The 23,160-nt window shown below is 44.9% G+C and carries 20 protein-coding genes, 2 tRNA genes and 1 pseudogene; 10 read left to right on the top strand and 13 right to left on the bottom strand.

Annotation, left to right across the window (positions count from 1 at the left end; translation table 11 throughout):
- Positions 1 to 42 precede the first annotated feature (42 nt).
- The 3 genes from LFX25_RS03305 to LFX25_RS03295 are packed head-to-tail and all read left to right on the top strand — an operon-like array spanning position 43 to position 3,614.
- Entirely contained in the window at positions 43 to 1,095 is a 1,053-nt protein-coding gene (locus LFX25_RS03305; RefSeq protein WP_238728900.1) for a lipase chaperone, read from the top strand.
- A gap of 2 nt (positions 1,096 to 1,097) precedes the next feature.
- Positions 1,098 to 2,843 (top strand): apolipoprotein N-acyltransferase, encoded by a 1,746-nt coding sequence (locus LFX25_RS03300; protein ID WP_238731491.1) that lies wholly within the window; start codon positions 1,098 to 1,100, stop codon positions 2,841 to 2,843.
- Positions 2,844 to 3,614 carry a ribonuclease H-like domain-containing protein gene (locus LFX25_RS03295; protein WP_238728899.1) on the top strand — a complete coding sequence of 257 codons (771 nt, stop codon included), beginning with the start codon at positions 2,844 to 2,846 and terminating at the stop codon, positions 3,612 to 3,614.
- A 39-nt stretch (positions 3,615 to 3,653) separates the two neighbouring features.
- On the opposite strand, the gene LFX25_RS03290 is transcribed toward LFX25_RS03295, so the two are convergent.
- The 4 genes from LFX25_RS03290 to LFX25_RS03275 form a co-directional block, all read right to left on the bottom strand.
- Positions 3,654 to 4,676, bottom strand: coding sequence for an MBL fold metallo-hydrolase (locus LFX25_RS03290; protein ID WP_238728898.1), 1,023 nt, complete (start codon positions 4,674 to 4,676; stop codon positions 3,654 to 3,656).
- A gap of 109 nt (positions 4,677 to 4,785) precedes the next feature.
- Positions 4,786 to 5,193: a response regulator gene (locus tag LFX25_RS03285; RefSeq protein ID WP_238728897.1), complete on the bottom strand. Its 408-nt coding sequence runs from the start codon at positions 5,191 to 5,193 to the stop codon at positions 4,786 to 4,788.
- Between the two features lie 19 nt (positions 5,194 to 5,212).
- The gene (locus LFX25_RS03280; RefSeq protein WP_238731490.1) at positions 5,213 to 8,710 is read right to left on the bottom strand and encodes a PAS domain-containing protein; all 3,498 of its coding nucleotides are present in this window, start codon (positions 8,708 to 8,710) and stop codon (positions 5,213 to 5,215) included.
- A gap of 138 nt (positions 8,711 to 8,848) precedes the next feature.
- On the bottom strand, positions 8,849 to 9,982 hold the full coding sequence (locus tag LFX25_RS03275; RefSeq protein ID WP_238728896.1) for an LBF_2804 family protein: 1,134 nt from the start codon (positions 9,980 to 9,982) through the stop codon (positions 8,849 to 8,851).
- Positions 9,983 to 10,161: 179 nt separating this feature from the next.
- Between LFX25_RS03275 and LFX25_RS03270 the strand changes: the two genes are divergently transcribed.
- Complete coding sequence (locus tag LFX25_RS03270) at positions 10,162 to 10,911, top strand: LIC10920 family plasminogen-binding lipoprotein (RefSeq protein ID WP_238728895.1); 750 nt, start codon at positions 10,162 to 10,164, stop codon at positions 10,909 to 10,911.
- A gap of 12 nt (positions 10,912 to 10,923) precedes the next feature.
- On the opposite strand, the gene LFX25_RS03265 is transcribed toward LFX25_RS03270, so the two are convergent.
- From LFX25_RS03265 to LFX25_RS03245, 5 genes are all read right to left on the bottom strand, one after another.
- Positions 10,924 to 11,430: an SRPBCC family protein gene (locus tag LFX25_RS03265; protein ID WP_238728894.1), complete on the bottom strand. Its 507-nt coding sequence runs from the start codon at positions 11,428 to 11,430 to the stop codon at positions 10,924 to 10,926.
- Positions 11,431 to 11,489: 59 nt separating this feature from the next.
- Entirely contained in the window at positions 11,490 to 12,449 is a 960-nt protein-coding gene (locus tag LFX25_RS03260) for a polyprenyl synthetase family protein (protein ID WP_238728893.1), read from the bottom strand.
- Positions 12,450 to 12,516: 67 nt separating this feature from the next.
- Entirely contained in the window at positions 12,517 to 13,452 is a 936-nt protein-coding gene (locus LFX25_RS03255) for a transglutaminase-like domain-containing protein (protein ID WP_238728892.1), read from the bottom strand.
- 210 nt (positions 13,453 to 13,662) lie between these two features.
- The gene (locus tag LFX25_RS03250; RefSeq protein WP_238728891.1) at positions 13,663 to 14,487 is read right to left on the bottom strand and encodes a transketolase; all 825 of its coding nucleotides are present in this window, start codon (positions 14,485 to 14,487) and stop codon (positions 13,663 to 13,665) included.
- 60 nt (positions 14,488 to 14,547) lie between these two features.
- On the bottom strand, positions 14,548 to 14,934 hold the full coding sequence (locus LFX25_RS03245; protein ID WP_238728890.1) for a hypothetical protein: 387 nt from the start codon (positions 14,932 to 14,934) through the stop codon (positions 14,548 to 14,550).
- A gap of 158 nt (positions 14,935 to 15,092) precedes the next feature.
- Here LFX25_RS03245 and LFX25_RS03240 point away from each other — a divergent pair.
- From LFX25_RS03240 to tnpC, 5 genes are all read left to right on the top strand, one after another.
- Positions 15,093 to 15,165, top strand: a tRNA-Thr gene (locus LFX25_RS03240).
- 10 nt (positions 15,166 to 15,175) lie between these two features.
- Positions 15,176 to 15,257, top strand: a tRNA-Tyr gene (locus LFX25_RS03235).
- Positions 15,258 to 15,686: 429 nt separating this feature from the next.
- Positions 15,687 to 15,974 (top strand): IS66 family insertion sequence element accessory protein TnpA, encoded by a 288-nt coding sequence (tnpA, locus tag LFX25_RS03230; RefSeq protein WP_118966454.1) that lies wholly within the window; start codon positions 15,687 to 15,689, stop codon positions 15,972 to 15,974.
- Positions 15,965 to 16,312, top strand: coding sequence for an IS66 family insertion sequence element accessory protein TnpB (tnpB, locus tag LFX25_RS03225; RefSeq protein WP_118966397.1), 348 nt, complete (start codon positions 15,965 to 15,967; stop codon positions 16,310 to 16,312). The genes tnpA and tnpB overlap by 10 nt, the downstream gene beginning before the upstream one ends.
- Before the next feature lie 43 nt (positions 16,313 to 16,355).
- Positions 16,356 to 17,933 carry an IS66 family transposase gene (gene tnpC / locus LFX25_RS03220; protein ID WP_118966396.1) on the top strand — a complete coding sequence of 526 codons (1,578 nt, stop codon included), beginning with the start codon at positions 16,356 to 16,358 and terminating at the stop codon, positions 17,931 to 17,933.
- A gap of 228 nt (positions 17,934 to 18,161) precedes the next feature.
- On the opposite strand, the gene LFX25_RS03215 is transcribed toward tnpC, so the two are convergent.
- From LFX25_RS03215 to LFX25_RS03205, 3 genes are all read right to left on the bottom strand, one after another.
- Positions 18,162 to 19,076: a TIGR04388 family protein gene (locus LFX25_RS03215; protein ID WP_238728889.1), complete on the bottom strand. Its 915-nt coding sequence runs from the start codon at positions 19,074 to 19,076 to the stop codon at positions 18,162 to 18,164.
- A gap of 326 nt (positions 19,077 to 19,402) precedes the next feature.
- A complete protein-coding gene (locus LFX25_RS03210) occupies positions 19,403 to 20,410 on the bottom strand; it encodes a DUF1016 N-terminal domain-containing protein (RefSeq protein WP_238728888.1) in 1,008 nt (335 codons plus the stop codon).
- 21 nt (positions 20,411 to 20,431) lie between these two features.
- Entirely contained in the window at positions 20,432 to 21,250 is an 819-nt protein-coding gene (locus LFX25_RS03205) for a hypothetical protein (protein ID WP_238728887.1), read from the bottom strand.
- Positions 21,251 to 21,519: 269 nt separating this feature from the next.
- Between LFX25_RS03205 and LFX25_RS03200 the strand changes: the two genes are divergently transcribed.
- A complete protein-coding gene (locus tag LFX25_RS03200; RefSeq protein WP_238728886.1) occupies positions 21,520 to 22,782 on the top strand; it encodes a DDE-type integrase/transposase/recombinase in 1,263 nt (420 codons plus the stop codon).
- A gap of 60 nt (positions 22,783 to 22,842) precedes the next feature.
- Here the strand turns inward: LFX25_RS03200 and LFX25_RS21025 are convergent.
- Positions 22,843 to 23,007 (bottom strand): annotated as a pseudogene (locus LFX25_RS21025) (TIGR04388 family protein); the annotation flags it as partial.
- Between the last annotated feature and the right edge of the window lie 153 nt (positions 23,008 to 23,160).

Here is a 23,160-nt window from a genome sequence, read left to right as displayed (position 1 = left end):
AAGGTTTGCCTTGAGAAAGAATTTTTTAAGAATCACAGGTCCATGAAATCTCTCCAGGAAAGAATTACATTCCCCATAGTCGTCGGTTTAATCGGCGTGATCGTCATCGCATTGGTCTGGTTCGTCTTTTTCAGCGGAGGCAAAGGTCCCGGCGGCTCTTCGGCCGGAGAGGACGCCGAGTTCACGCTGCAGCGCAACGAATCGGGAGAATGGGTTTTAAACCAAGCGGTCGTCGACACTTCGAGAAGGATCTTCGATGAAAACGGAAACTGGCTTTCCTTCGACGATCTCATCCAATATGCGACTACGGGAGAAGTCAATCTTGTCTCGGAACTTTGGGGATTGCGAAGACAATGCCCCGAAAACGTCGTCTACGAACAGTGCAACGAAATCATCCGGGCCTTCATCGCGGATCATTACTCCGGCAAAGACGCGGAATATCTGATGAAACTGTTTTCCGGTTATCTGCGTTACGAAACGACGATGCGCGAATTCGAACTTTCGGACAAACTCAGCCGCGCCGAAAAATACGAACTCGTTAAGAAGAAGAGAAGGGAATTCTTTTCCGAAAACGACGCAAAACTTATCTTCGGTATGGAAGAAGCGGAGGAAACCTACCGGGATTCCCTCGGCGGTTTTCTGAAGGACACCGAATCCCTAAACGGCGATCAACGGATGCAGAAATACGAAGAATATCGAAAAAATGTCTACGGGCAATATTACAATACCGTAAAGACGAGAGAGCCGAAATACAATACATACGAAACCGAAATGTTCTTACGGGACAAAGAACTGACGAAGATGAGTTCGTCCGATCGCAGCGGCAAAACGAGAAGTATTCGCGAAAAATACTTCGGCAAGGACGGAGCCGATCGTATGGACGCGGTTTATAAGGAAATCGAAGAACGGGAAAAGAAGGAAAAACAAACCCAAAACGAAGAAGCCGACTGGGCTCAAAAAAATTCGAACGTAAAGGGAGAAGCGAGAGAAAAGGCTCTGATGGAAATTCGGATTAAAAATTTAGGCAAAGAAGAAGCGGAAGAATATTCAAGAAGACTGAAATACGAAGAGGAGATGAAGAAAAACCAAAATTGAACCTGCAGAGTTTTATCCCGAAAGATTCCATCCAATACCGGCTCCTACTTTGTCTCGGAGTCGGATTCGGAACCCTTTTGGGACTTTCCCCTTTTTCATTCTTAACCGCGGGAATTCTTGCATCGATCTCCTGTCTGTTCTTATTCCTTTCCCTCGACAAGGAACCGTTTTGGAAGGCGTCGCTTTGGCTCTTGATTCTTTCCCAAATTTTAAACTACACGACCTTTCCTTGGATTCCGGGCGCGGTTTCAAGAATCGCGGGAACGGGTCCGGTCGTTTCCATTCTGTTCTTTTTGTTTTACGGAATCATTTCGCATCTTAAGTTTTTTCCGTTCTATATTCTATTCCGATTTTCTAAATTAGGATCGATCGAAAATCCCTGGGTATTGCTCGTATTTCCGGCGGCGGGCGCTCTCGCGGACCTGCTCACCTATCAGATATTCCCCTGGTATTGGGGAAATTTGGTTTCCGGTTCGATCGTGTTCGAACAATTCGCTTCGATCGCGGGCGTCTACGGTTTGAGTTTTCTTTTGCTCTTTCTATCTTCCGTTTTTCTAATATTATTATCGTCGATCCGAAAAAGAGATACGAAAGAATTTCGAATCTCCGCCGCAGGCGCCGTCGGAATCGTTTTCATTTACGCATACGGTCTTTACAGAATCGGCTACGCGGTTGCGTCGTTAAACGAAGTGCAACCGAAGGAACTTTCCGTGGTCGTCATACAACCGGACACTTCTCCCGGCACCAAGGATCTCAAGGCGGATTCGGGTTTTTTAAGCGCGACGATGAGTAAGGTTCTTTCCTTGGCTTTGCAGGGAAGCATGTCCTCGGAACGTACTCCGTCCTTGATCGTGATCCCAGAATCCTCGATTCCCTTTCACGGAACGATCGATTCGGAAGAGAACCGCAAAGATCATATCTATTCTTCCACGATGGAAGGGTTGATTTTGTATCTTTCCAGACAGACCGGAGCCGACGTTCTCTATAACGAACTCAACATGGATCACGGAAAACTAAGAAACCAGATTTCCCTTTTCAAAAATTCGGATGGGAGCGTGGAACGGTATAACAAAAGAAGACTTCTCGCGTTCGGAGAATATCTTCCGCTGGAAGAACAACTTCCGTTTTTACGTTCCGTCTTTCGGGAAACTTCCCGTTATGTTCCCGGCGAAACTCCGAGAATGTTAATCGGAAATCCGATCCGGAGAACAAAACCGATCGCCGCTCCCGAACCGGAGGATATTTCCCGTATGGACGATCCGAACCGATTCCGATCCTCGTTCGCCTCGGAAACCGCACAACTAGAGAAGATTCAAAATTCAGAATATTCGTATTCCATTCTTCCTTTGCTGTGTTACGAAGCGATGTTCACCGAACTCGTTTTGGATTACTTCAAAGCCGGGGAAAAACCGGAAATTCTCGTCAACATCACGAACGATTCGTGGTTCGATTCCGAATTGGAAGCCCATCAACATTCGGGAACCGTCCGTTTACGGGCGATCGAAACCGGCCTTCCTCTCATCCGCTCGACTGTTTCGGGAATTACGGAAGTTTGGGATGCGAGGGGAATTGCGCTGATTCATCCGATCGGTTTTCACGAAACGTCGATCCGAACGTTTTCGATCCGCCTCGATTCGTCCGTCTCGACCGTTTATACGAAGATCGGAAACGCCGGGATTTGGATTCTCTGTATTCTGGCGATCGGATTTCGTCTAACGTTCATCCTGGGAAATAAAGGGAAAGTCTGAATGTTGGAGCATACGTTCTGCCATCTTCCGGGAATCGATTCCGTCGAGGAAAAAAACCTTTGGCAAAAGGGAATCTACGATTGGAAGGATCTCAAAGTCTATCTCAAGGACGAATCCATTCCGATCCGTAATCTCATCTTAGACGCATTGGAATTTTCCAAAAAAGAATTGGAACGGGAGAACTTCTTTTATTTCTTCCACGTTCTTTCCGCAAAACATCACTGGAGACTTTTTCCGAAGATCCGTAAAAAACTTTTGTATCTCGATATCGAAACGACCGGACTCGGAAGCGACGACCGTACGACCGTCATCGGAACCTACGACGGGGAAGAATACCGTTCTTACGTGAGGGGCTTCAACTTGGATTTCTTCTTGGACAATCTGAGACAGGATCAAATTTTCGTTTCCTACAACGGAATCGGCTTCGACGTCCCCTTTTTGGAAAAGGAATTCAACGTGCGTTTTCGAAACAATCATATCGATATTATGTTTTTCTTAAGATCTCTCGGAATCAAAGGCGGACTCAAAGGCTGCGAAAAAGCCCTGGGAATTCACAGACCGGAAGAGGCTGCGATCAACGGAATCGAAGCGGTTCGGCTGTGGAAACAATACGTCGATTACGACGACACGGACGCTCTGAAAATTCTGGAAGGTTATAACCGGGAAGACACCGTAAATCTTGAAATCCTTTTCGTAAAAGGCTATAATCTGAAAATCAAAGAAACCCCGTTTTACGGAGAAATCATACAAGAACCCGAAAGACGCGGATAATCTTCGATTTCGTTTCGTCAATGATACGATCCTGAAACCTCAATCCCCGCCGATCCATCTGTATTTTTCATAAGGAGGATCGATTTCCAATACCTGCACTTGCCCCTGATCGATCAGCTTTCGAATCAAAGAATGGAGAATCGCAAGCGCCGTGTTGTAATATCCGCTGTTTGCGACCTTCTCTCCCATCGCTTCGAGAACCAACGTGGAAAGATCCTGATCGTTCTCTTTCAGACGACGCACGACTCCCCGTTCCAAAAGGTTTAGAGTTTTTGAAAGTAATTTGATCGCCCTTTGCGGATCCTCCGGTTCGGCTCCGTGCGCGGGAAGAAGTCTCCGGATCGGAAGTTTGGAAAGACGATCCAAAGATTGATGATAGTCGTATAAATTCCCGTCGATCTCCGCATAAATCGAAGAGATGTTCTGCAATACGAGATCGCCCGTAAAGTAGATCTTTTCGCCGAGTATATAGGGCGTTAAATGCCAGCGGTTGTGTCCGGGCGTATGGAGAATTCCGATTTCCCTTCCGCCGGCTTTGATGACGTCCCCTTCCACGAGTTCCACGTCGAAGTCGAGATACGGATCGACCCGTTCGGAGTTGTTCAGCGCATCATTAAATTCGAATATACCCGTATCTACCCGTTTAAGCTCCGTCGCTCTCGTCGCGTTGTCATGATGTCCCTTGTATACGAGCCTTCTCATCGCCCGTTGAAAAACCTGGACGAATTCGACGTAGTTGCCGATCTCCGCCGCCATCCCTGTCATCGCGTATAATTTCGCATCCGTATAATAACGAAGCGTAAGCGCTGCGCTCATATGATCGAGATGATTGTGCGTGTAGATGATATGTTTGATTTTGCTGAGGGAAAGGCCGATCGTCTTTAGAGCGCGCTGAAGCATCCCGAGATTTTCGATATAACCCGAATCGATGATGGTCGGTTCGCCGTCGGGAAGAATGTAAATGTTGTTAGGTGCGTAGAAAGGTTGGGGGATTTCGGTTTTAAAGATTCCGTCTCCGATATCCTTTACTTCCGGAATAGAGTTATATCGGTGGACTTTCATTCGATTCTCCCAAAGAGTCGCCGTCTTTTGATTACAAGGTCTTGGGACTTGAGGAGGGCTGCAATTGAAATTTCAAAGGTTCGATTCTTCCGCTCAAAACGATGTCGAATTAATTTCGATTACAACAAACCTTCACCGCGTCCGCGAGTTGTTTCGGGTCCCAAGGTTTCGGAAGAACCGCATATGTGCCCGCTTCTTTTTTGACTCGTTCCACGGCGGCTTCGTCCACATGACCCGTAATCAATATGGACTGGATATCGGGATATTTTTGATGAACCAAAATTAAGAATTCGTCTCCCTTGATTCCGGGCATACGCCAATCGGAAAGAATGAGAATCACGTTGATTCCGTTTCCGACGAGTTCGTCCACGACCTCCAACGCCTCGTTCGCATTGATCGCTGTCTCGTATTGAAACTCGTTCCCGAATTGTTTTTTTAGTTCCTGCTTTAACGCGATCAAAATGATCGGTTCGTCGTCCACACAAAGAATCGCGTTATTTTTTAAAGTATCATTCAAAAGATCTTCTCCATTTTTCCTAACGTGCGGATTTCAACCACACGCTGAACTTTGTTCTTCCTGGAACGCTCTCAAACTCTATTTTACCGCCCATCTTCTCTATGATCTTTTTACAGATATCCAATCCTAATCCGATCCCCTCCCCCTGTTTTTTCGTGGTGAAAAACGGTTCGAAGATCTTGTCCTTAACTTCTTCCGGGATTCCGGCTCCCGAATCGGTAAAGGAAGTTACAATCCATGAATCTTGTTCTTCGAGGCGGATTTCAATCTTCCCTTGGTAATTCATGGATTGCAAACCATTATTTAAGAGATTGATCCAAACCTGATTGAGCTTGTTGCCGTTTCCGAGACAAATCCCGTCCGAACGATAATCCTTCACGATCTCCACGCCGTATTTGATTTTTGTATGATATAGGGTAAGAATCGTTTCGATTTCCGACTTTATATCTACGGGAAAAATATCCTCTTCCTGATCGCTTCCGCCCGGATTCAAATAATTTTTCAGAGCTTCGACCACGTGCGAAGCTTTTCCGCTCGCCACGGATATAACATTGCTCAGTCGAACGATCGTGGACAGAGAACCCACGGCCGTTAAGACGCTCATCCTTTTTTCGGACTGTAGAAGATCGACCAACCTTTCACCCAATCGATACACTCCGATATCCAGAACGGCCGAGGTTACGTCTTCGTAATCCTTGAATCCGGCGTTCTTAAACATCTGGTTGAATTGTTTTTTCAAACTTCGATCGGGAATGACTTCGGATTGAATCGCGTCTTTGAGACTTTCCTCCAATAGAAAATTGAAACTCTCCGATTCCGTTTTGTTCAGCGCCGCGAGAATCTGCGGAATTTCCCTTAAATCTTTTTGCAGAATTTCCAAAACGGCGCGGTTGGAAGAAGTGATCGCTCCGAGAGGCGTGTTGAGTTCGTGCGTCATTCCCGCCGCAAGCTGACCGATCGCCGCGAGTTTTTCCGAAAGCAAAAGCTGATCCTGAGCGCCTTTCAATTCCTTCATGATCCGTTCCAGATTTTCAACGGCATCCCGAAGATCCGCGTTGGATTTGCGGAGTTCCTTCGTTCTAAGATCGATCTTCCGTTCCAGATTCGCGTTCAGATCGAGAATCGTCTCTTCCGCTTCCTTGCTCTTCGTTATATCGTAGATAATGCCGAAGATCTGCTTCGGACCGCCGTTTCGGTTTCTGTGATAGATCAGTTCGCGCGAAACGAGCCAGCGCAGCTTTCCGTCGCTGTGCATCATCCTATATTCATGTTCTATAATATCTTTATCGCTCGCATTTTGATAACGGGGAAGAATCTCCGTCACGTATCTCTGAAAATCCTCCGCGGGCATCAATGTGGGAAGAATTTTGTCGCCCATCTCCTGTATTTCCGCGACCGTATATCCGAGAACGACTTCGATCCCGTTATTGCTGTATACGTTCCTTTTTTCTTCTATATCATAAATATATAATATATCCGGAGTAATGTCGAGGATCGATTCGATGAACTGATTCCTCTCGACGAGTTTCTCTTCGGTCTGTTTTTTTTCGGTGACGTCCACCATCACGCCCCGAAGCCACTTCGGCTGATCGTTTTTTACGATCACCTTTACGATGTCCCGAAGCCAAACGACGCTTCCGTCCTTCTTCATAAATCTGTATTCGAAATCGTGGGCTTCCATTCTTCCCGTACAGCGCACGCAGAATTCAACGGCCCATTCCCGATCGTCCGGATGAAGATGTTCCGCCCAAAATCCGGGCTGTTTCCATTCCTCGGTTTGATATCCGAGCATATCCACAACTTGCTGGCTCACGAACGTGAACGTAAACGTGGCGGCGTCCGCTTCCCATACGATTCCGGGCGTCGTATCAACAAGGTCGCGGAACTGTTCCTCGCTTGCCTTGGTTCTTCGAAAGGATTCCTGCAATTGTTCGGCCATGTGATTGAAGGTTAACGATAAGGATCCTAATTCCTCCAATCGGCTCGCAGGAACCCGTTGTGCAAAATCCCCCCTTGCCATCGCACGGCTGGCGTTCGAAATTCTCCGTATGGGAGCGGTTACGAATCCGGCTAAAAACGCCGCGATCAAAAGCGAAGAAGTCAACGCCACCGCAAACACCATCGCCGATTGACTGCTTCCGATCCGAACCCCTTCCAAATAATAAGCCGAAGGAATCGCGGTGATCAAAATCCAATTCAGATTTCCGCCGTTGTCCTCGTACGGAGTCGCCTGCGTCATCCACGTTTCCAACGCCAAGGGTTTCGCGGTCACGACGTCGAACTGAAACTGAAGCGGCTTGCGAAGTTCATTCAAATTTCCTAATTGATCCCGCAGTTTCTGAATCGCGTTTTGAATCACGGGATCCTCGTCCGAGCTCGGAGAAGTTTCCCGTTTTCGATACGACTTAGAGGAACCGATCACTTGTCCGAAACGATCCACGATGATCGCTCTTCCGTGGGCGGCTACGTTCGTCGTTTTCAACAGATCGTTGATTCCGCTCAGAAGAACGACCTCCTTCTCCCGTTGTTTTTTTTCGAGAAATTGATCCAACTGGAGATTGATGTTTTCCGAAATTTCCTGATGCAGTCTTCCCGCAAGTTTATCCGCGGCCATCTCGGAACTTTTGAGATTCAAATACGCGGTCGCTCCGACCATCACCAATACCAAAAGAATGAACGGAGCGACGAGAAGCATACGAATCGGCAAACCTTCGATCGTGGTCGTCTCGTCCGTAAATCGACTTTCCTTTCTTTCCCAACGGAACGTTTTAAAATTAAAATCGGATTCGCGGACATGACCGGGAATCTCCGCCCAAAACATTCCGTATTTGCGGGCCAAAGGAAGAGCGATCATCATCGCAAACGGAGCGATGACCCAAGTGATCGAAGTGGTAAAGAACAACGCCGGCGTGATGTTTCGATAGGAAATCGAAGGGGAGAATTGTTTGGAACAGATATAACCCCATAACTGCGGTTCGACGACCATAAAGACGGCGACAAAAAGAAGATAACGAAGCCAAGTTCTCCATCTCGTAAAATCGGGATTCCTACCGATCAATCGATACGCGATCCAAAAACATGCAGGATTGATAAAGTATCCCACCAACCAATCGAAAAGAAAATGAGGAGGAACTCCTTCGATCAAATCGGAAAGGCCGTAGGCGAACGGAACCGCGATCAGCGCGGGATAACCGAACAGCAGCATGCAAAGAAAAACGGAAAGATCTTTTAGCGATTCGAACGTCTGCGCTCCGGGAACCAAAACGATAAAGGAGCCTAAATAACCGGTGACGAAAATCAAAACGAACGTAAACGGAATGCTCAACAGAGCCTGCGTATTCCAGGATTGTCTTTCTCGTTTCAAGGTCCAACCGCCTGCGAACCTTACGCTCACTCCGGAAAACGCGGAGATCATAAAAGCGAATCCTAATATGAATCCGACGCGCCCCCAGATTTCAAGAATCGGAAGCGGAATCGATTCGAAAATGGATTCAAGCCACTGAATGACAACGAGCATTCTTACCTCATTCAAACAATCGTTTTCGAAACGAAATTCGCCTCGAAAGGCGGACGGGAAGATCGGAAAAAAATCTTAGAGGATCATTAGACAGACTGTAAATCAAATTCCCAACGACGGAATTCATTTTTGAATCTTCTAATCGAGCCTTGCGAGAATTCTCGCGTTTTCCAAATCGCCGTCGTTGATCGCGTCCGCCAATTTCTGCACCCAAATCAAACGTTCCTCGGCGTCCTTGCCGAAAACGAGAGGAAGATGTTTTCTCTCGAAAGAGGAGATCTTACCGTCAAAGCAGCAGGTAACACTCAGAATTTTTAAACAGAAATCCTTCTCCGTTTGATCCAAACCGTTCAGGATTTTTTCGAAGGATTCCCATTCATCCAGACGAAACCGATAATCCTCGATCTGAAACGCCTTGTGAAGTTTGATCAGAATGTATTCGAGATTCGGATGGAACCTCTGCGTGAACACGACCGAATTTCCGATCGCGGTCATACAACCGATCATCGCTTCCTTACTGAGTTTGTCTTTTCTGGAAAGAATCTCCTCGACGAGTTCCTTGGAAATGATCCGAGTCAAAAGACGCGTTCTCAACTCCTTTAGAATAATGTAAAGTACGATCGCGTCCCAAAGCGCCGTAATCGGAGCGGCGACGAAATCCGCGTAAACTCGAAAGGAATTTCGCGCGAGAATTTTCCGAATGATGATCTTAGCGACGAGATTGGAAAGAAACACTTTCGCTTTGTAAAGAAGAGTGGTGAGAAAAAGACTTTGTTTATTGGTAAGCCGATACGGATCGATTCCCAAAAGTTTCAGATCGGGATCGGGAATTTCCAAAGCGAGTCTCGAAAGAAGGTTGGTGACTCCCGTAATCAAATCGGGATCTTCTTGAAGATCCAAACCCGCGAGACGCGTCATCTGATATACGGAGACAAGTCCGATCCGATACAGAAGATAAAATTCCAAAACGGTTCCGAGCAAAAGCGCGAGTCCCGTCCAAGTCCATTTTTCCAGAAAGACGGAAGACCAGAGTTCGGGATTTTCGGGGAAGAATTTTTCGACTAGAATGATCGCGAACGTCGTCCAGAATCCGGTCTGAAGCGACCAGAACACCGTCCATCGGATGATCCTTTTGGAACCCGATCCGAATTCCTGAGAATCCCAACTTCCCAAGGATCTTTTGTCTCTTTTCGCGAGATCGTTCAAAATCCCGATTCCCCATCGCTCGAGAATTCCGGGTTTATATTCTTCTGAAGGAGAACCGATTTTCATCGCCGGGGGAGTTCATTCCATTTTTCCGAACTGTCAAACCATTCTTTCAAATTTTGTTTCAGAATTATAGGTTCGGGGAACGATCTTTTAGGAAAGAGGTCGAAACCAGAAAGCGGCGTTTCGATTTCATCCTTGACCTCGATCCGCTTTTCGATCAGTATGAATTCTAAAGGCAAATCATGAAACGTTCTTATTCCTTATTCTTTACTTCCATCCTCGCTTCGGCTGTTCTTTTTGGCTGCGCCAATTCGAAAGATTCAAATAACGTCGACCTCAAGGTTTTGCTCGCCGACGGAAACGTAATTTTCATCAACGGAGAAGTAGATCCCGATAAAATCTCCTCATGCGGAGTAGCCGTCCCCGGAACCACTTCCACGGGAACTACCGGTACTACGGGAACCACAGGCACCACGGGAACCACAGGTACAAGTAACACCCGTTATACGATTACAAGCCAATTGATCATGAAAACGACCGGAGAGTCTCTTGTCCTCCGGTTTCAATTTGACTCGGCCCAGTATCAAGGATCCGTGGATCCGCAACAGGGCTTCAGTTATTCCGGCGGGGCTTTCGCAAAAACGGTTACTGGTAACGTCGGTAAGGTGGAATGGGGATCATCCGGAATTCCCGTATATGCGAGCAGCAGCGGCGCGGCTCAACAACAAACGCTTCAATACATGGAGATCGATATTTCCCTGACGGGAAAACTTCTCAGCAGTTCCACCAGCACGGGAATTCTCAATCAGTGTTACACATCCGACAACGTAAATTGTACTTCCGTGACGACTACACAACAGTGTTTTACGCAGGACAACCAAACCTGCGTTTCCACGGCTTCGGCTTCAGGGACGTCCGTAACGATTACGGGAAGCATTCACTGTAACGCAAAGAACGTAATTCCGAGCGGCGGCACGACTACTACTCAGTAAGAAGAAATATTCTTAAAATTTCGTTTTTTGAATATACTCGACGAGCTGATTCAAAACGGTTCCCCAACCTTCGTGGAATCCCATCTCTTCGTGCTTTTTGCGGTTGACCACGTTGCCGTGAATCGCGGTCGCCCTGTATTTTGTTCCGCCGTTTCCGTGCGGCTCCAAGGTCAGAATCGCCGTAAAAAATCCGAATGGATGCGCCGGATCGGGCGAGGGACGAAAGCCCGGTTGAAGCGCATCGGTCCAAGAAAATTTTTGATTTTCGATGACTTCGAGTATACAACCTATATTTGGAAAGTTCTCTCCTTCCGGAGATTGCATCGTAGAACGAAAAATTCCTCCGGGTCTTAGGTCGATTTCACAATCGATCGTTTTCCAAGGATGGGGAGTGAACCAATGAACGAGATGTTTCGGTTGGGTCCAAGCGGCCCAAACCAACTCGCGAGGAACGTCGATGGTTCTTTCCAAAACGAGATCCAGATTCGGATCGGGGGTCGGATACAGTTGAGCGGACATCTTCTTTCTCCTATTGAGAGAACAAGGATCGTCAGGCTCGAACGAAATGCAAACCTATTCTATTCCTCAAGGAGTTTTAGAATCTGTTCCTTCAAAAGATTGCGGATGGAGGATTCCTCGAAACTATTTAAGAATTTCATTAAGTTGTCCGCGATGGCTTGAAACTCGGTGTCCATCCGTTCGCGGATTTGATAACGGGAAAGAAGACTCAAAATCACGACTCCGTCCCCTTGCGAACGCTCCTCTTTTGCGAAGAGGGAATGAATCAGCTTTTTGTCGTTCTTATCCGCTTTTTCCAATAAAAGAAGAATCGGATACGTATACAAACCGTTGTAGAAATCCTTGAGCGGAACCTTGCCGCTTTTGCTTGCGGGAGTGAAGTAATCGATCGCGTCGTCTTTTTTCTGAAAGAAGGAACCGAGATCGATTCCGAATTGCCGAAGCTTCTTCTTTTCCTTTTCGTTCTTTTCGGAGAGAACTCCGGCGGAAGCGCTGACTGCGCCGAACAAGGAAGCGGTTTTACCGTAAACAACTCTATTATAAATTTCTAAAGTGATTTTGGGGTTTTTCTCCCATTCCATCTGGATGAGTTCGGAAACGGCAAGATCCTTGATGACCTGAGTGAAAATGTCCATCAGCTCGGGATAACCGAGACCGTTCAGATGATCGATTCCGCATGCGAGAAGATAATCTCCGGCGAGGATCGCGGTCTTGTTTCCGAACTTGGACCCGACGCTCTGAAGTCCCCTTCTCGTTTCAGCCTCGTCCACGACGTCGTCGTGCAAAAGACTCGCGGCGTGGATCAACTCGGCGATGGCGCCGACGTCCAGCCAATGTTTGCCCGGATAACCTAAAAGCTGACAAAGGCAGTAATGAAGAATCGGGCGAATCCGTTTTCCCCCGGATTGGATCGTATAAGATTTGATCTCGGCCAAAATTTTGAGATCTTCCCGAATGATCGCTTCGAGTTTTTTATCGAATTTTCGAACCAGAGAATCTTTGAATACGGACGCTTTCACTACCCCTTCCCGTGGGGCCAGTATTCAAAACAACGGTACAGGCTCAAGCAAGAACCTTTCCGGAAGTTCAGGCTTTGAGTTTGTTTTCGAGAATCAAGAGCTGACGCGCGAGAATATCCTCCATATCCCGAAACTGTTCCTTACGGTATATGTGGATCAAATTGCGGTACATCCGTTTGATGATGGAAAGAGTGCTGGCTCTCGTGAAATATCTTTCACTCGGGGTAAAACTGTTCGCCTCCAAAAAGCGGATGCAAGTGGACTTATCGAGAAGAACCCCTCCGTGAAACGGATCGATGAAGGTTTCGTAATCGGGAGAATCGAAATGAAGAAGGAAGTGCAAAGGCATGTTCACCCCGTACAACGGAAGCGAAAGTCTGCGGGCTACGAGCAGATAAATCGCCGAAAGGGAAATCGGGATTCCCTTGCGCGTACGAACGATGCGGGTAACGAAAGAATTGTTCGGATCGTCGTATTGATCGTTGTTACCCTGAAAATTCTCCTCCGAAGAAAGAACTCTCGTCAAAAAATGAACCTTTAATTCTTCCGAAACGTATTCCGGATTTAGATCGCAGAGTTCCTCCACTCGAAGGGCGAGTTGATCCAGATAGATTTTGAATTCGTGATAGGACGCGTCCGGATCGCCGACGCTCGAAAGAAGAAAGACGGCCTCCTCCAAATCGGAATAATCATTCACGTGTCCTTTGTCCGCAAGGATCGCATAACGCGCGTTAATACGTTCGAGATGAACTACGGAAGAAATAGAACGCGCAAAAACGCGGAGCGTGGGATCCTTGAACTCCTCCACGAAATCGCTGATCTTAAATTGCCACGGAACCATGTCCGCGATCTCCCGAATCACTTGGATTTTTTCGTCGCTTCCGGCAAACTCAAGCTGATAAAATTTTTCTTCCAGCTTATCGGGAGGGAAAGAGAGAGAATCATGATAAGAATCGGATGAGGGCATAAACATTATCTTTTTACGAAAAACGAAATGAGTCAATTCAGAATGAAATTTGCCATCGGAAAAAATGAAATGAGAATTATAAAAACCTCATCGCAAAAGAGACAGAACCGAAGTGCTTAGGAGAAATTGTAAATTACTATGTCTTACGGTGTAAGGCCGAAGTACTAAAAAAACCGAATGAAAAAGTTTGGAAAAAAATTGCAAAAAAAGGAAACGCTCCCCGCGAAGACGGCGGGGAGAGATTTTTTAAACGGTAAGAGCGGATAATTCTTCGAGAGCTTTCTTTTCTTCTTCCGGTTTCGGAGGAGTTCCGTGCCAACCCGGATTATTCTCCATAAAAGAAACGCCCTTTCCCAATACCGTATTGAACAGAATGATGGTAGGAGATCCTTTGTGCTGCTGCGCCTTCTCGAACGCGGAGATGATCTGTTCGATATTGTGGCCATCAGCTTCCAACACGTTCCAACCGAAGGCAAGAAATTTCTCGTTGAGAGGTTCGAGGTTCATAACGTCTTTCGTAAAACCGTCGATTTGAATTCCGTTCTTGTCCATAAACACGATCAGATTGTCGAGTTTGTAATGCGCCGCGGATTGAGCCGCTTCCCAAGTCATACCTTCACCGCATTCTCCGTCGGAGATACAAGTGTAGATTCTATGATTCTGTTTTTTCAGTCTGGCGCCGAGTGCAAGACCGACGGAAACGGAAAGACCTTGTCCCAAAGAACCGGACGCGCTTTCGATTCCGTTCATATAACGCGTGGAAGGATGACCTTGCAGTTTGCTTCCGAGTTTGCGGAACGTCAGAAGTTCTTCGACCGGAAAATAACCGGAGTGAGCCATGGCCGCATAACGGATCGCACACACGTGACCGTTGGAAAGAATCAGACGATCGCGTTCTTCCCAATCCGGATCGGACGGTTTGTGGTTTAGAATTTTCTTATATAAAACCGCGTAGATATCCGCGAGACCCAAAGGTCCGCCCGGGTGACCGGAATTCGCCGCGGTCACCATTCGGATCACGCTTTTTCTGAGTTCGTTAGCAAAACTCTTGAGTTCTTTGATATCGTTCATATTCTTCCTAAGCGAATGAGATGCTGATTTCCAACCTCGAGACGAGGTGCCGAAAGAAGGTCAGTTCGCGGAACGAAACAGAACCAGCCCGGAAAGGAAAATGACAGTGTATAGAGGAAGAAAAATATAGTGTAGCTTTCTGTGGAATTCTTTTTTTCGAGTTATTCCCGACCAGACCATCAGGAGCATTAAAACCAAGGTGAGAATCGCGAACATGCGATGTGTGTCGATGATCCATCGATCGACCGCGGGTAAAATTCCGGCGTTCTCCAAACCTCCCCCCAAATATTTTACGTAGAGAAGGGAAAATGCCGTCGTTAAGTTGAAAGACGCCCCCGCAAGATTGAAAATCCGATGCAGAAGATTCTTTCTAAAGCGAAAATAATAACCCGTGTAAAAACACAGAACCGAAAGAGTCATTCCGACGTGAATCAGGGTTAGAATCATCTCTTCCATTTTCGGTCATAGGCCGCTCATCCATACAAATTTTTCGAAAAGGATTCGGAGAAACCGAAAAACGAGTTCGGAAATATCGGCAAACGCCTTCCTTGGATTTTTTATTTGACCGAGGAAATCAGCCCGAAATACTGGTTCCATAGTAAATTGCTGCCTTAGCTCAATTGGTAGAGCATCTGATTTGTAATCAGACGGTTGTGGGTTCGATTCCTATAGGCAGCTTTTTCTCTTCGGGTAGGTACTCAAGTGGCCAACGAGGGCAGACTGTAAATCTGCTGACTATGTCTTCGAAGGTTCGAATCCTTCCCTGCCCAATTTCATTTCTACTCTTCCTCGCAATCAAATTTTAACAATCAAAAGAATCCTGGAAGATAGATTCTGACCCGTAGGGAAGAATCTGCTGAGTTAAACATCGCGACCCATAGGAAGCGATGCGAGACAGGAAGTCGAGCAAGCATTGCGACGAGCCTACGCGAGCGAGGCAGGATTGCCCGAGCGAAGGGGAGGCGAATCCTTCCCTGCCCAATTTCATTTCTACTCTTCCTCGCAATCAAATTTTAACAATCAAAAGAATCCGGAAGATAGATTCTGACCCGTAGGGAAGAATCTGCTGAGTTTCCTTCGAAGCTTTCACGTGAGAGTATTTCAAGCGACCCGTAGGGAGCAATTTGCTGAGTTTCCTTCGTAAGCGCCTAAACAACCGCACCTTTTTCTAATCGTATAAATGTTGTAAACTGTCTTTGATGAAAAAAACGAAAATAGATTGGCCCAAAGAGTTTGATGACTTTTCAAAGAGTGGACTTTCCCAGCCTCAGTATTGTAAAGAAAGACACCTCAAATACACGACGTTTCGATATCATTGGGAGAGACGTTCTAAGCATTCAGAGAAGAACGACTTTGTAGAAATTCCTCCTTCCTCGACAAATTCTCAGTCATTGGTAGAAGCCGAATTTTTGACCCTAAAGATAGATACGTCGGGGAAGGCATCGCTCCAAGTAAACGTTCAGTTTAGTTTAGGACGATGGAGTTAAATCCCGGAAACAGAAAAGTGTATCTTCGACCTGGGGCGACGGATTTAAGGAAATCGATCAATACGCTCTCTGTAATCGTAGAAGGAAAGATGAAAAAAGATCCGTATTCGGCGAGCGTCTTTCTCTTCTGCAATCGCAAGAAAGATAAACTGAAGATGCTCTACTGGGATAAGAGCGGGTTTTGCCTTTGGCAGAAGAGACTGGAAGAGAGTAAATTCCCGTGGCCGAACTCAGAGGAGGAAGTGCATAAAATACCCGTTGAAAGGTTTCATTGGCTATTGAATGGGATCGATTTTTTCAAAGAGCACAAGAAACTAAAATACAAGAATGTCAGTTGAAAATGTTTGACTCAAGAAAAGAAAGTATTAAGACTGAATCCGAATGTCTTTGGATCTAAACTCTCTTCCTGATGATGTAGAAGAACTAAAAAGAATCATTATATTAGAGAATAATAAATATCAGGAAGAATTACGACTCCAAAAACAGAAAGAATCCGAACATTTGGATCAGATCGAGAGATTGAAGATCCAGCTTTTCGGGAGAAAGACTGAGAAATGGAGTCAGATCGAAAAAGATCAAGGATTTCTTTTTAACGAAATAGAAAGCTCCTTGCAAGAAGATTCTCCTGAACCCGAAGAAGAAAGTCTTTTTAGTCCTGTTAAAAGCCATACAAGAAAGAAGACGGGAAGAAAACCTTTCCCGGACTACTTTCCAAGAATCGAAATCCTACATGATATTCCTGAAATTGATAAAACCTGTTCTTGTGGTCACGAGCTTACTCGTATCGGAGAAGACAAGTCCGAGAAGTTAGATATTATCCCGGCTAAAATACAAGTCGAAGTTCATATTCGCCCTAAGTATGCGTGTAAGCATTGTGAAGGAACTTCTGATGAAACTCTACCTGTCGTAAGAATCGCGCCGGTTCCCCATCAGATCGCTGAGAAGAGTATGCTTTCTTCCGGATTCTTAGCTCACACGCTTACTCAAAAGTTTGCGGATGCTCTTCCGTTTTACAGACAAGCCGGGATTCTCCAGAGATCGGGAGTGGATATTTCAAGGAGCACCCTTTCCAATACCGCAATTCAAGTTTTTGAAAAACTTTCTCCGATGATCGAGGATGTGAGAAGGGAACTTTTCAAATCGAAGTATTTGCAGATCGATGAGACGATTCTTCAAGTGTTAAACGAAGAAGGAAAGTTGAATACATCCAAATCGTATATGTGGGTGATCCGAGGGTTCATCAGAGAAAAGCCCGTTGTTCTCTATCATTATGAGCCGAGTCGGAGCGCTAAGTTTTTAGAAGAATGGATCCAGGGATTTGAAGGAATCATCCAAACGGACGGTTTTGAATCTTACGATTCTTTGTTGAAAGTTAAATCTAAGATTCTTCACGCGGGATGTTGGAATCATGCGAGGAGGAGATTTTTCGAAATTCTAAAAATCGATTCTAAGAATGTGCAAGCAGAATGGATCGTAAAGAAAATCGGTAAGCTTTATACAATCGAGTCAAAAGCTAAGGTAGAAAGTTTAAGTTCTGAAGAACATCTGAAACTCAGGCAATCCGAATCTAAGCCTATCGTTGATGAGATTCGTTCTTGGATGAACAAACGGATCGTCGAAGTTGCTCCCAAATCTTCTATGGGAAAAGCGCTCTCTTATCTTTCTGGCCAGTGGGAAAAACTGCTTCTCTTTTTGGATCATCCGGAATTGCAATTAGATACGAATCTCGTTGAGAACGACATTCGTCCTTTTGTGATCGGTAGAAAAAACTGGCTCTTCTCCGGTTGTCCACAAGGGGCAACTGCGAGCGCGGGATTCTATTCGTTAATTCAAAATGCAAAGATCTCAGGTATCGATCCTTACGCTTATTTACGAGATCTTTTTAAGTCTTGGGAAACGATACCGAGAAGTCTTTCTTGCGAGGATCTGCCAAAAAACGGTGGGCTTGTGGTTCGTTAGGCGGTTACTTTCCTTCGAAGCTTTCACGTGAGAGCATTTTGAGCGGACCCGTAGGGAGTGAAGAAATGCGACGCGAATCCATGGTAGGTTTCGACCCATAGGGAGAAACCTGCTGAGTTTCTGGCGAAGCGCACGTGAAAGACGCCGTGGAGCCCAATCGAGCAGGATGCGAGATTGCGGCCCTTGCTGACAGATTTTTGGAAGGTCCGGATATCCGGACTTTCCAATTTAGCTTTCACAGAGAAGGTGCACCTTGTATTCGTCCCACTTCGCCATCAACTTCTCAGGCTGAGCTTTCGTCATGTCGATGTTACCGTCCTTGTCGCGGGGAAGATATGTGTCTACCTCCGACTGCGTAAACAACGGCTTCTCCATCTTCGTCCCCAAACTCACTTCCTTGTATGCAAGCTCCATCGAAGTACGCTCATGGTTCTTCTGCGCATTCTCTGCAGCTAACCCCTGGTTGAATTCGTTCTGAAAGTTGTAATTGAGTTCTAAAGGTTTAAACCCGTGTGTGTTTGTATCATATGTGATTGACGCAACTGTCGCTCCCTGCATCTGACCGCTCGCAGTAAAGTTACCTTGATCGTTAAACGTTAGGCTTCCTCCGTGTCCTCTAAACTGCGGTGGAATCTTCTCGTTGCCGTAGTTGTAGTATGCTCCCACATCTGCGTGGCCGTCGCTACGAGCGGACATACTCACCCCTACGTGGTGAAGGCCGTTTTCACTCTTGTGCAAGTCTAAGCTCGCGTTCAAGCCATACGAACGATCCTTGAAGTTGTAGTCCCCTCCGACACCTAATCCTTTGTTACCGCTTCCTACGGTGTAGTTCAAGGAGGCGTTGACTCCAAGACCGCTGTCGCGGTTGTAACTCGCTCCGATGTTAAAACCTTGAGCTTTCAGGACTTCTTTGATAAAGCCGCCCTCTTTCCCTAACGCGTTCCAACTCACGCCGCCGCCCCAGCCGCCTTTGATTTCCTGTTGGCCGGTGATGATGTTTGCGTTCTGGTGCTTGTTGTAGCTCACGAAGCCTGTAAAGCTCGAACCCATTCCTAATGTCGCCGTTGAGATCACTCCGTTCACAAGGGCGGCCGCTTGGGGCGAGTTCGCTACGCGAAACGCGCTCTCCGCTTCAATCAGCACTGCACCATTCGGTTTTGATAAAAACAAAGAACAACGTAGTGCACGATGGTGCAATGCCGGATTTCCGCTGCGATCGCTCTCGCGGGATAGCTTGTTCTTCTTTCAGCAGTTGATTGCTTCGCACAGCCTGTGCAGTCGGAATGTCTTTAGCGTTAGCCGTTGAAAGTTTGAAGAAAAAATGAAAGGAAAGTTACTGAGTCAGGAACCGACTCTTTGATACATCAAAGAGTCGCCTACAGAGTGCTTTTGTCAATGGGAAAGGAGAAATTGAAGGATATTTTTGTTCGCCTGATTCACATGTAAAATAATATATCGTTTCACTAAGATCATTCTTTTGTGCCAACGACGGACAATTCTTCGTTCAAATAAATTCCATCCGTTAAGATTTCTTCAGGACTCACTACCTTTTTATTCGAATATAAAACATCCCCCACATAGCGTCCGTAGATATCTTTCGATCTACTCCTTACAATAATCTTCGTTTTAGAGGGTAATTTCTTTTTCAGAAGTTCAAAGTCATTTTCTCCTTCATTTGTATCCAACTCAGCCGCCCAAACGTTGTGCAATCGGATTCTCTGCCTTGTAATTAAATTAAAACCTAACTGTAGCTTTACGAGAATTGTATCACCGTCAATGACTCGCTCGATTTCTCCGGAGTAGAAATAAAGATCCGAGGATTGGGAAAGTTTTGTTTTTTCAAGAGACCAGGATTTACCTTGCTTTTGAAATCTTAAAACATCACCGGCTTTATATTTGTTATTAGCCCTACTCTTCGGTGTTTCATAGTAACAGTAGAACCCTAAATCAAGCAGGTAGACTGTATTGTTTTTTAAAGTTTCTTTGATTTTGTAATGCCAAAGCAAACCTTCAGGACGTCTCCATTTTAAGATCGGAGATTTTCTTTGTTGTCCTACCTCTTTGATTTTAAAGGAAAGCGTTTCTTCACTCCAACCTTCTTTAATAGCTATCTTTGTCAGCTTGTCTCTCAACTTTTCATCGGATACGGATGCTAATTTACGATAATGGCTCCAACTCAGCCTGTGATCTAACTCCGATTTACCATAGACTTCGTAAAATTTTTGAGCATAAAAGAGGTTCCTTTCAAAAAAACCTTTCTTTAAATACCTTTGCAACTGCATCGAAATCGTTTTCATCCAACTGCCACTCGTTTGTTCCTCCGCAGTCGCATTCTTTTCTGCGTTCTTTAGAATCTTACCGATTTCTCGATTTGCTTCTAATGTAACGGTGTTTTTATTCAAATTACTCTGATTACGTATTTCGACGTATATTTTTAAAATGCCTTTCAAAGCTTTATCAATATCGTCCTGGTTCATGGAAAATGATAAGCTCTTTGGCTATTTCCTACGTTTGCGTTTTTTAGAATTTCTTTGAGTATTAAGATGAACGATGCTGTTGCCTATTTGGTTAGGAGTATTTTTCGCTAACTGTCCGATTTCTTTGAGAACAGGCTGCATCGATTTTACTAAGTAACGAAGATAAAGACGATAAAACCATCCCATATCTTTGTAATGAGCATATTCGGATCGATTCTCGTACAGCTGTGATAAAAGGTTTGCTATCGTGAATGAATCAAATAGAAGACTCTCTTCCAGCCTTTCAATCAATTCATTCGCTTCCTTTGGAGCAAAACTCATGAAAGTCTCGCGAAAAAAGTCAATTTCTTTGGTCTGCCCTCCCAAAAGAAACAATGATCTTGCAACGCTCAATCGGAATAGCTTTTTATAATCTTTGCGTAATTGTTTTTCTTCGATCTTTTCTTTAATTTTAAGATGATAGGAAAGAATTTGAATCATTAAATCATAGTCAGGGAGAGATTCAATCGACCAATCCAGACGATCGATCAAAAAGTATAAAACGGACGCATCTTGATAGCCCGCTTCTTTAATGAACGGCTCGGCACCGCTTTCCGTCTCTAAATAAGAATACGTAATTTCAATATACTTGGAAATAGGAGAATTTTTGTATTTAGAACGCAACTGCTTTAAATCAGGTTCCAACCCCCCAACTTGATAGTAAAGAATCTCTCCTAAATATTGCACGACTTCATCTTCGCGAAGATTAAGGCTTCTCAATTTCTCCTTATATCCATTACTTAGCGATTTCAATTCTTCGATAATAACCTTATTTTCTTCCGCAATCCGACTTTCTAACACAGAACACCTCGTTCATATTATACATCAATCATACATTCAACAAAACAATCCGACTTGCTTAATAAAAATACTCTCCGCTGGATTATAAAAGTAATTTATATATTTATAATATTCTTCGCAACTGCGGTGCGCCAATTTTAAAAAAATAAAAACAAGTCCCTTCTAAAACGAAGTCTTCGTTTTTAAAAAATTAAATATCCTCTCTTTTACGGTCTCTTTCTTGTTTTTTAATTCAGATTTCGTTCCTCCGAGACGATTTCATCTTACAAATGAAATCCATTCAACTCAAAACCAAAAACTCATATCACACTGCTCTTCTTTTCAAAGCTCAGTTGAATCTTCTTTCTCCGTCAGAAAAAGATGTTATTCCAAAATCCACTCGATGCGATTGGAAAAATCGAAATCTTTCTACCTTAGTGGGATATGATTCCCAAGATCCGATTTTTAAAGATTTGGATTTGTACAAAAAAGCTCTCGATAGCAAAACGTTTATGAAAACTCTCAAATCACTTTTCTCCATTTATTCTTTTTATTATTCCCTGTCTGAATCCATTCGAGGAAAAAGAAGAATCTGGAACGATCGTAAGAAAGAAATCGTTTCTATCATTCAACGAATAGCTCCTAACCTCGGCCTAAAACGTTCTTGTCGTTTCATGAAAGTGTCCGTTCAAAGATATTACAAATGGAAAAACGAAATCCTTTGTAACTCTTCCGTATTTGGCCTTTGCAGAAAGATCCATCCAAAACAACTCACAATCCAAGAACAAAAAATCATTGCGCGGTATCTCAAAAAGCCTGAATTTTTCAATTGGCCTCTTCGTTCCATCTTCTACAAAATCATAAAAGACGGCGTTGCTTTCTTGAGTTTGGCCACATTCTACAAATACGCAAGAGTTCTTGCTCCCAAAAGAGAAATCATTCGAAAGGCGAGAAGAAAGATCGGAATTCGTTCCACAGCTCCCTTACTTCTTCTTCACATGGATACAACCATATTACGAGTACAAGATGGTTCTAAAGTATATATCCATTTCATTATGGACAATTTTTCCAGGACAATTTTAGGTTGGAAAGCTTCTTTAGAATGGAATTCCAAAAATACGATGTTAAATTTAAAAGAGGTCTGTGAGAAATTCGATTTATTCCACAAACAAATACAGCTTCTTTGTGATGACGGTTCGGAAAATGCGGGAGAAGTAAATAAATTCCTTTGCTCACCGCGCTTATTCATTGAAAAATTAATCGCTCAAGTTGACATCACATTTTCAAACAGCATGATCGAAGCCGTGAACAAAAAAATAAAATATGAATTTCTATTTCCGAAAAAGCTTTACTCGTTTCAAGATGTGATCAAAACATTAAAGCTTGCAGTTACGGAATACAATGATCGTCCAAGCGGAGTTCTATTTGGCTATTCTCCGAACGAAGTTTTAGAAGGTGCAATACCAGATCCACTTCGTTTTGCCAAGCCGATTAAAGAGGCTGCTTCAAAAAGACCAAGCATCAACAAAAACGATCCCTGCGGCTCTTGTTGACAGTTTTTTGGAAGGTCCGGATATCCGGACCCTCCAATTTAGCTTTCACAGAGAAGGTGCACCTCTCAGTCTCTGAGGAATCGCCGTGTTTCCGTCGTGGTTGTAAGACAACGCTAAACTCGAGTGACCTTCTCTACTCGCCGATACGTTAACACTTCCGTTCGCCCAAGATTTGCCACCTGCCTTGTTCACGTCATAGCTTGCGTTCGCGGTATAGCTGCCGCTTGGGGCGAGTTCGCTTCGCGAAACGCGCTCTCCACTTCAATCAGCATCGCACCATCAAGTCCAAAGAAAGAAAAAGAACAGCGTAGTACTCGATGGTGCAATGCCGGATTTACGCTGCGATCGCTCTCGCGGGGAAATGCTTTCTCTTTCAGC

Source organism: Leptospira sanjuanensis (genome assembly GCF_022267325.1).
GTDB lineage: Bacteria > Spirochaetota > Leptospiria > Leptospirales > Leptospiraceae > Leptospira > Leptospira sanjuanensis.
This window is presented reverse-complemented; position numbering and strand designations above follow the sequence as displayed.

What these genes read in the sequence shown, in the direction of transcription:
- LFX25_RS03305 (WP_238728900.1), top strand. Translation starts at nt 43, where the DNA reads ATGAAATCTCTCCAGGAAAGAATTACATTCCCCATAGTCGTCGGTTTA.
- LFX25_RS03295 (WP_238728899.1), top strand. Translation starts at nt 2,844, where the DNA reads ATGTTGGAGCATACGTTCTGCCATCTTCCGGGAATCGATTCCGTCGAG.
- LFX25_RS03290 (WP_238728898.1), bottom strand. Translation starts at nt 4,676, where the DNA reads ATGAAAGTCCACCGATATAACTCTATTCCGGAAGTAAAGGATATCGGA.
- LFX25_RS03280 (WP_238731490.1), bottom strand. Translation starts at nt 8,710, where the DNA reads ATGCTCGTTGTCATTCAGTGGCTTGAATCCATTTTCGAATCGATTCCG.
- LFX25_RS03275 (WP_238728896.1), bottom strand. Translation starts at nt 9,982, where the DNA reads ATGAAAATCGGTTCTCCTTCAGAAGAATATAAACCCGGAATTCTCGAG.
- LFX25_RS03270 (WP_238728895.1), top strand. Translation starts at nt 10,162, where the DNA reads ATGAAACGTTCTTATTCCTTATTCTTTACTTCCATCCTCGCTTCGGCT.
- LFX25_RS03265 (WP_238728894.1), bottom strand. Translation starts at nt 11,430, where the DNA reads ATGTCCGCTCAACTGTATCCGACCCCCGATCCGAATCTGGATCTCGTT.
- LFX25_RS03250 (WP_238728891.1), bottom strand. Translation starts at nt 14,487, where the DNA reads ATGAACGATATCAAAGAACTCAAGAGTTTTGCTAACGAACTCAGAAAA.
- LFX25_RS03245 (WP_238728890.1), bottom strand. Translation starts at nt 14,934, where the DNA reads ATGATTCTAACCCTGATTCACGTCGGAATGACTCTTTCGGTTCTGTGT.
- tnpA (WP_118966454.1), top strand. Translation starts at nt 15,687, where the DNA reads ATGAAAAAAACGAAAATAGATTGGCCCAAAGAGTTTGATGACTTTTCA.
- tnpB (WP_118966397.1), top strand. Translation starts at nt 15,965, where the DNA reads ATGGAGTTAAATCCCGGAAACAGAAAAGTGTATCTTCGACCTGGGGCG.
- tnpC (WP_118966396.1), top strand. Translation starts at nt 16,356, where the DNA reads ATGTCTTTGGATCTAAACTCTCTTCCTGATGATGTAGAAGAACTAAAA.
- LFX25_RS03210 (WP_238728888.1), bottom strand. Translation starts at nt 20,410, where the DNA reads ATGAACCAGGACGATATTGATAAAGCTTTGAAAGGCATTTTAAAAATA.
- LFX25_RS03200 (WP_238728886.1), top strand. Translation starts at nt 21,520, where the DNA reads ATGAAATCCATTCAACTCAAAACCAAAAACTCATATCACACTGCTCTT.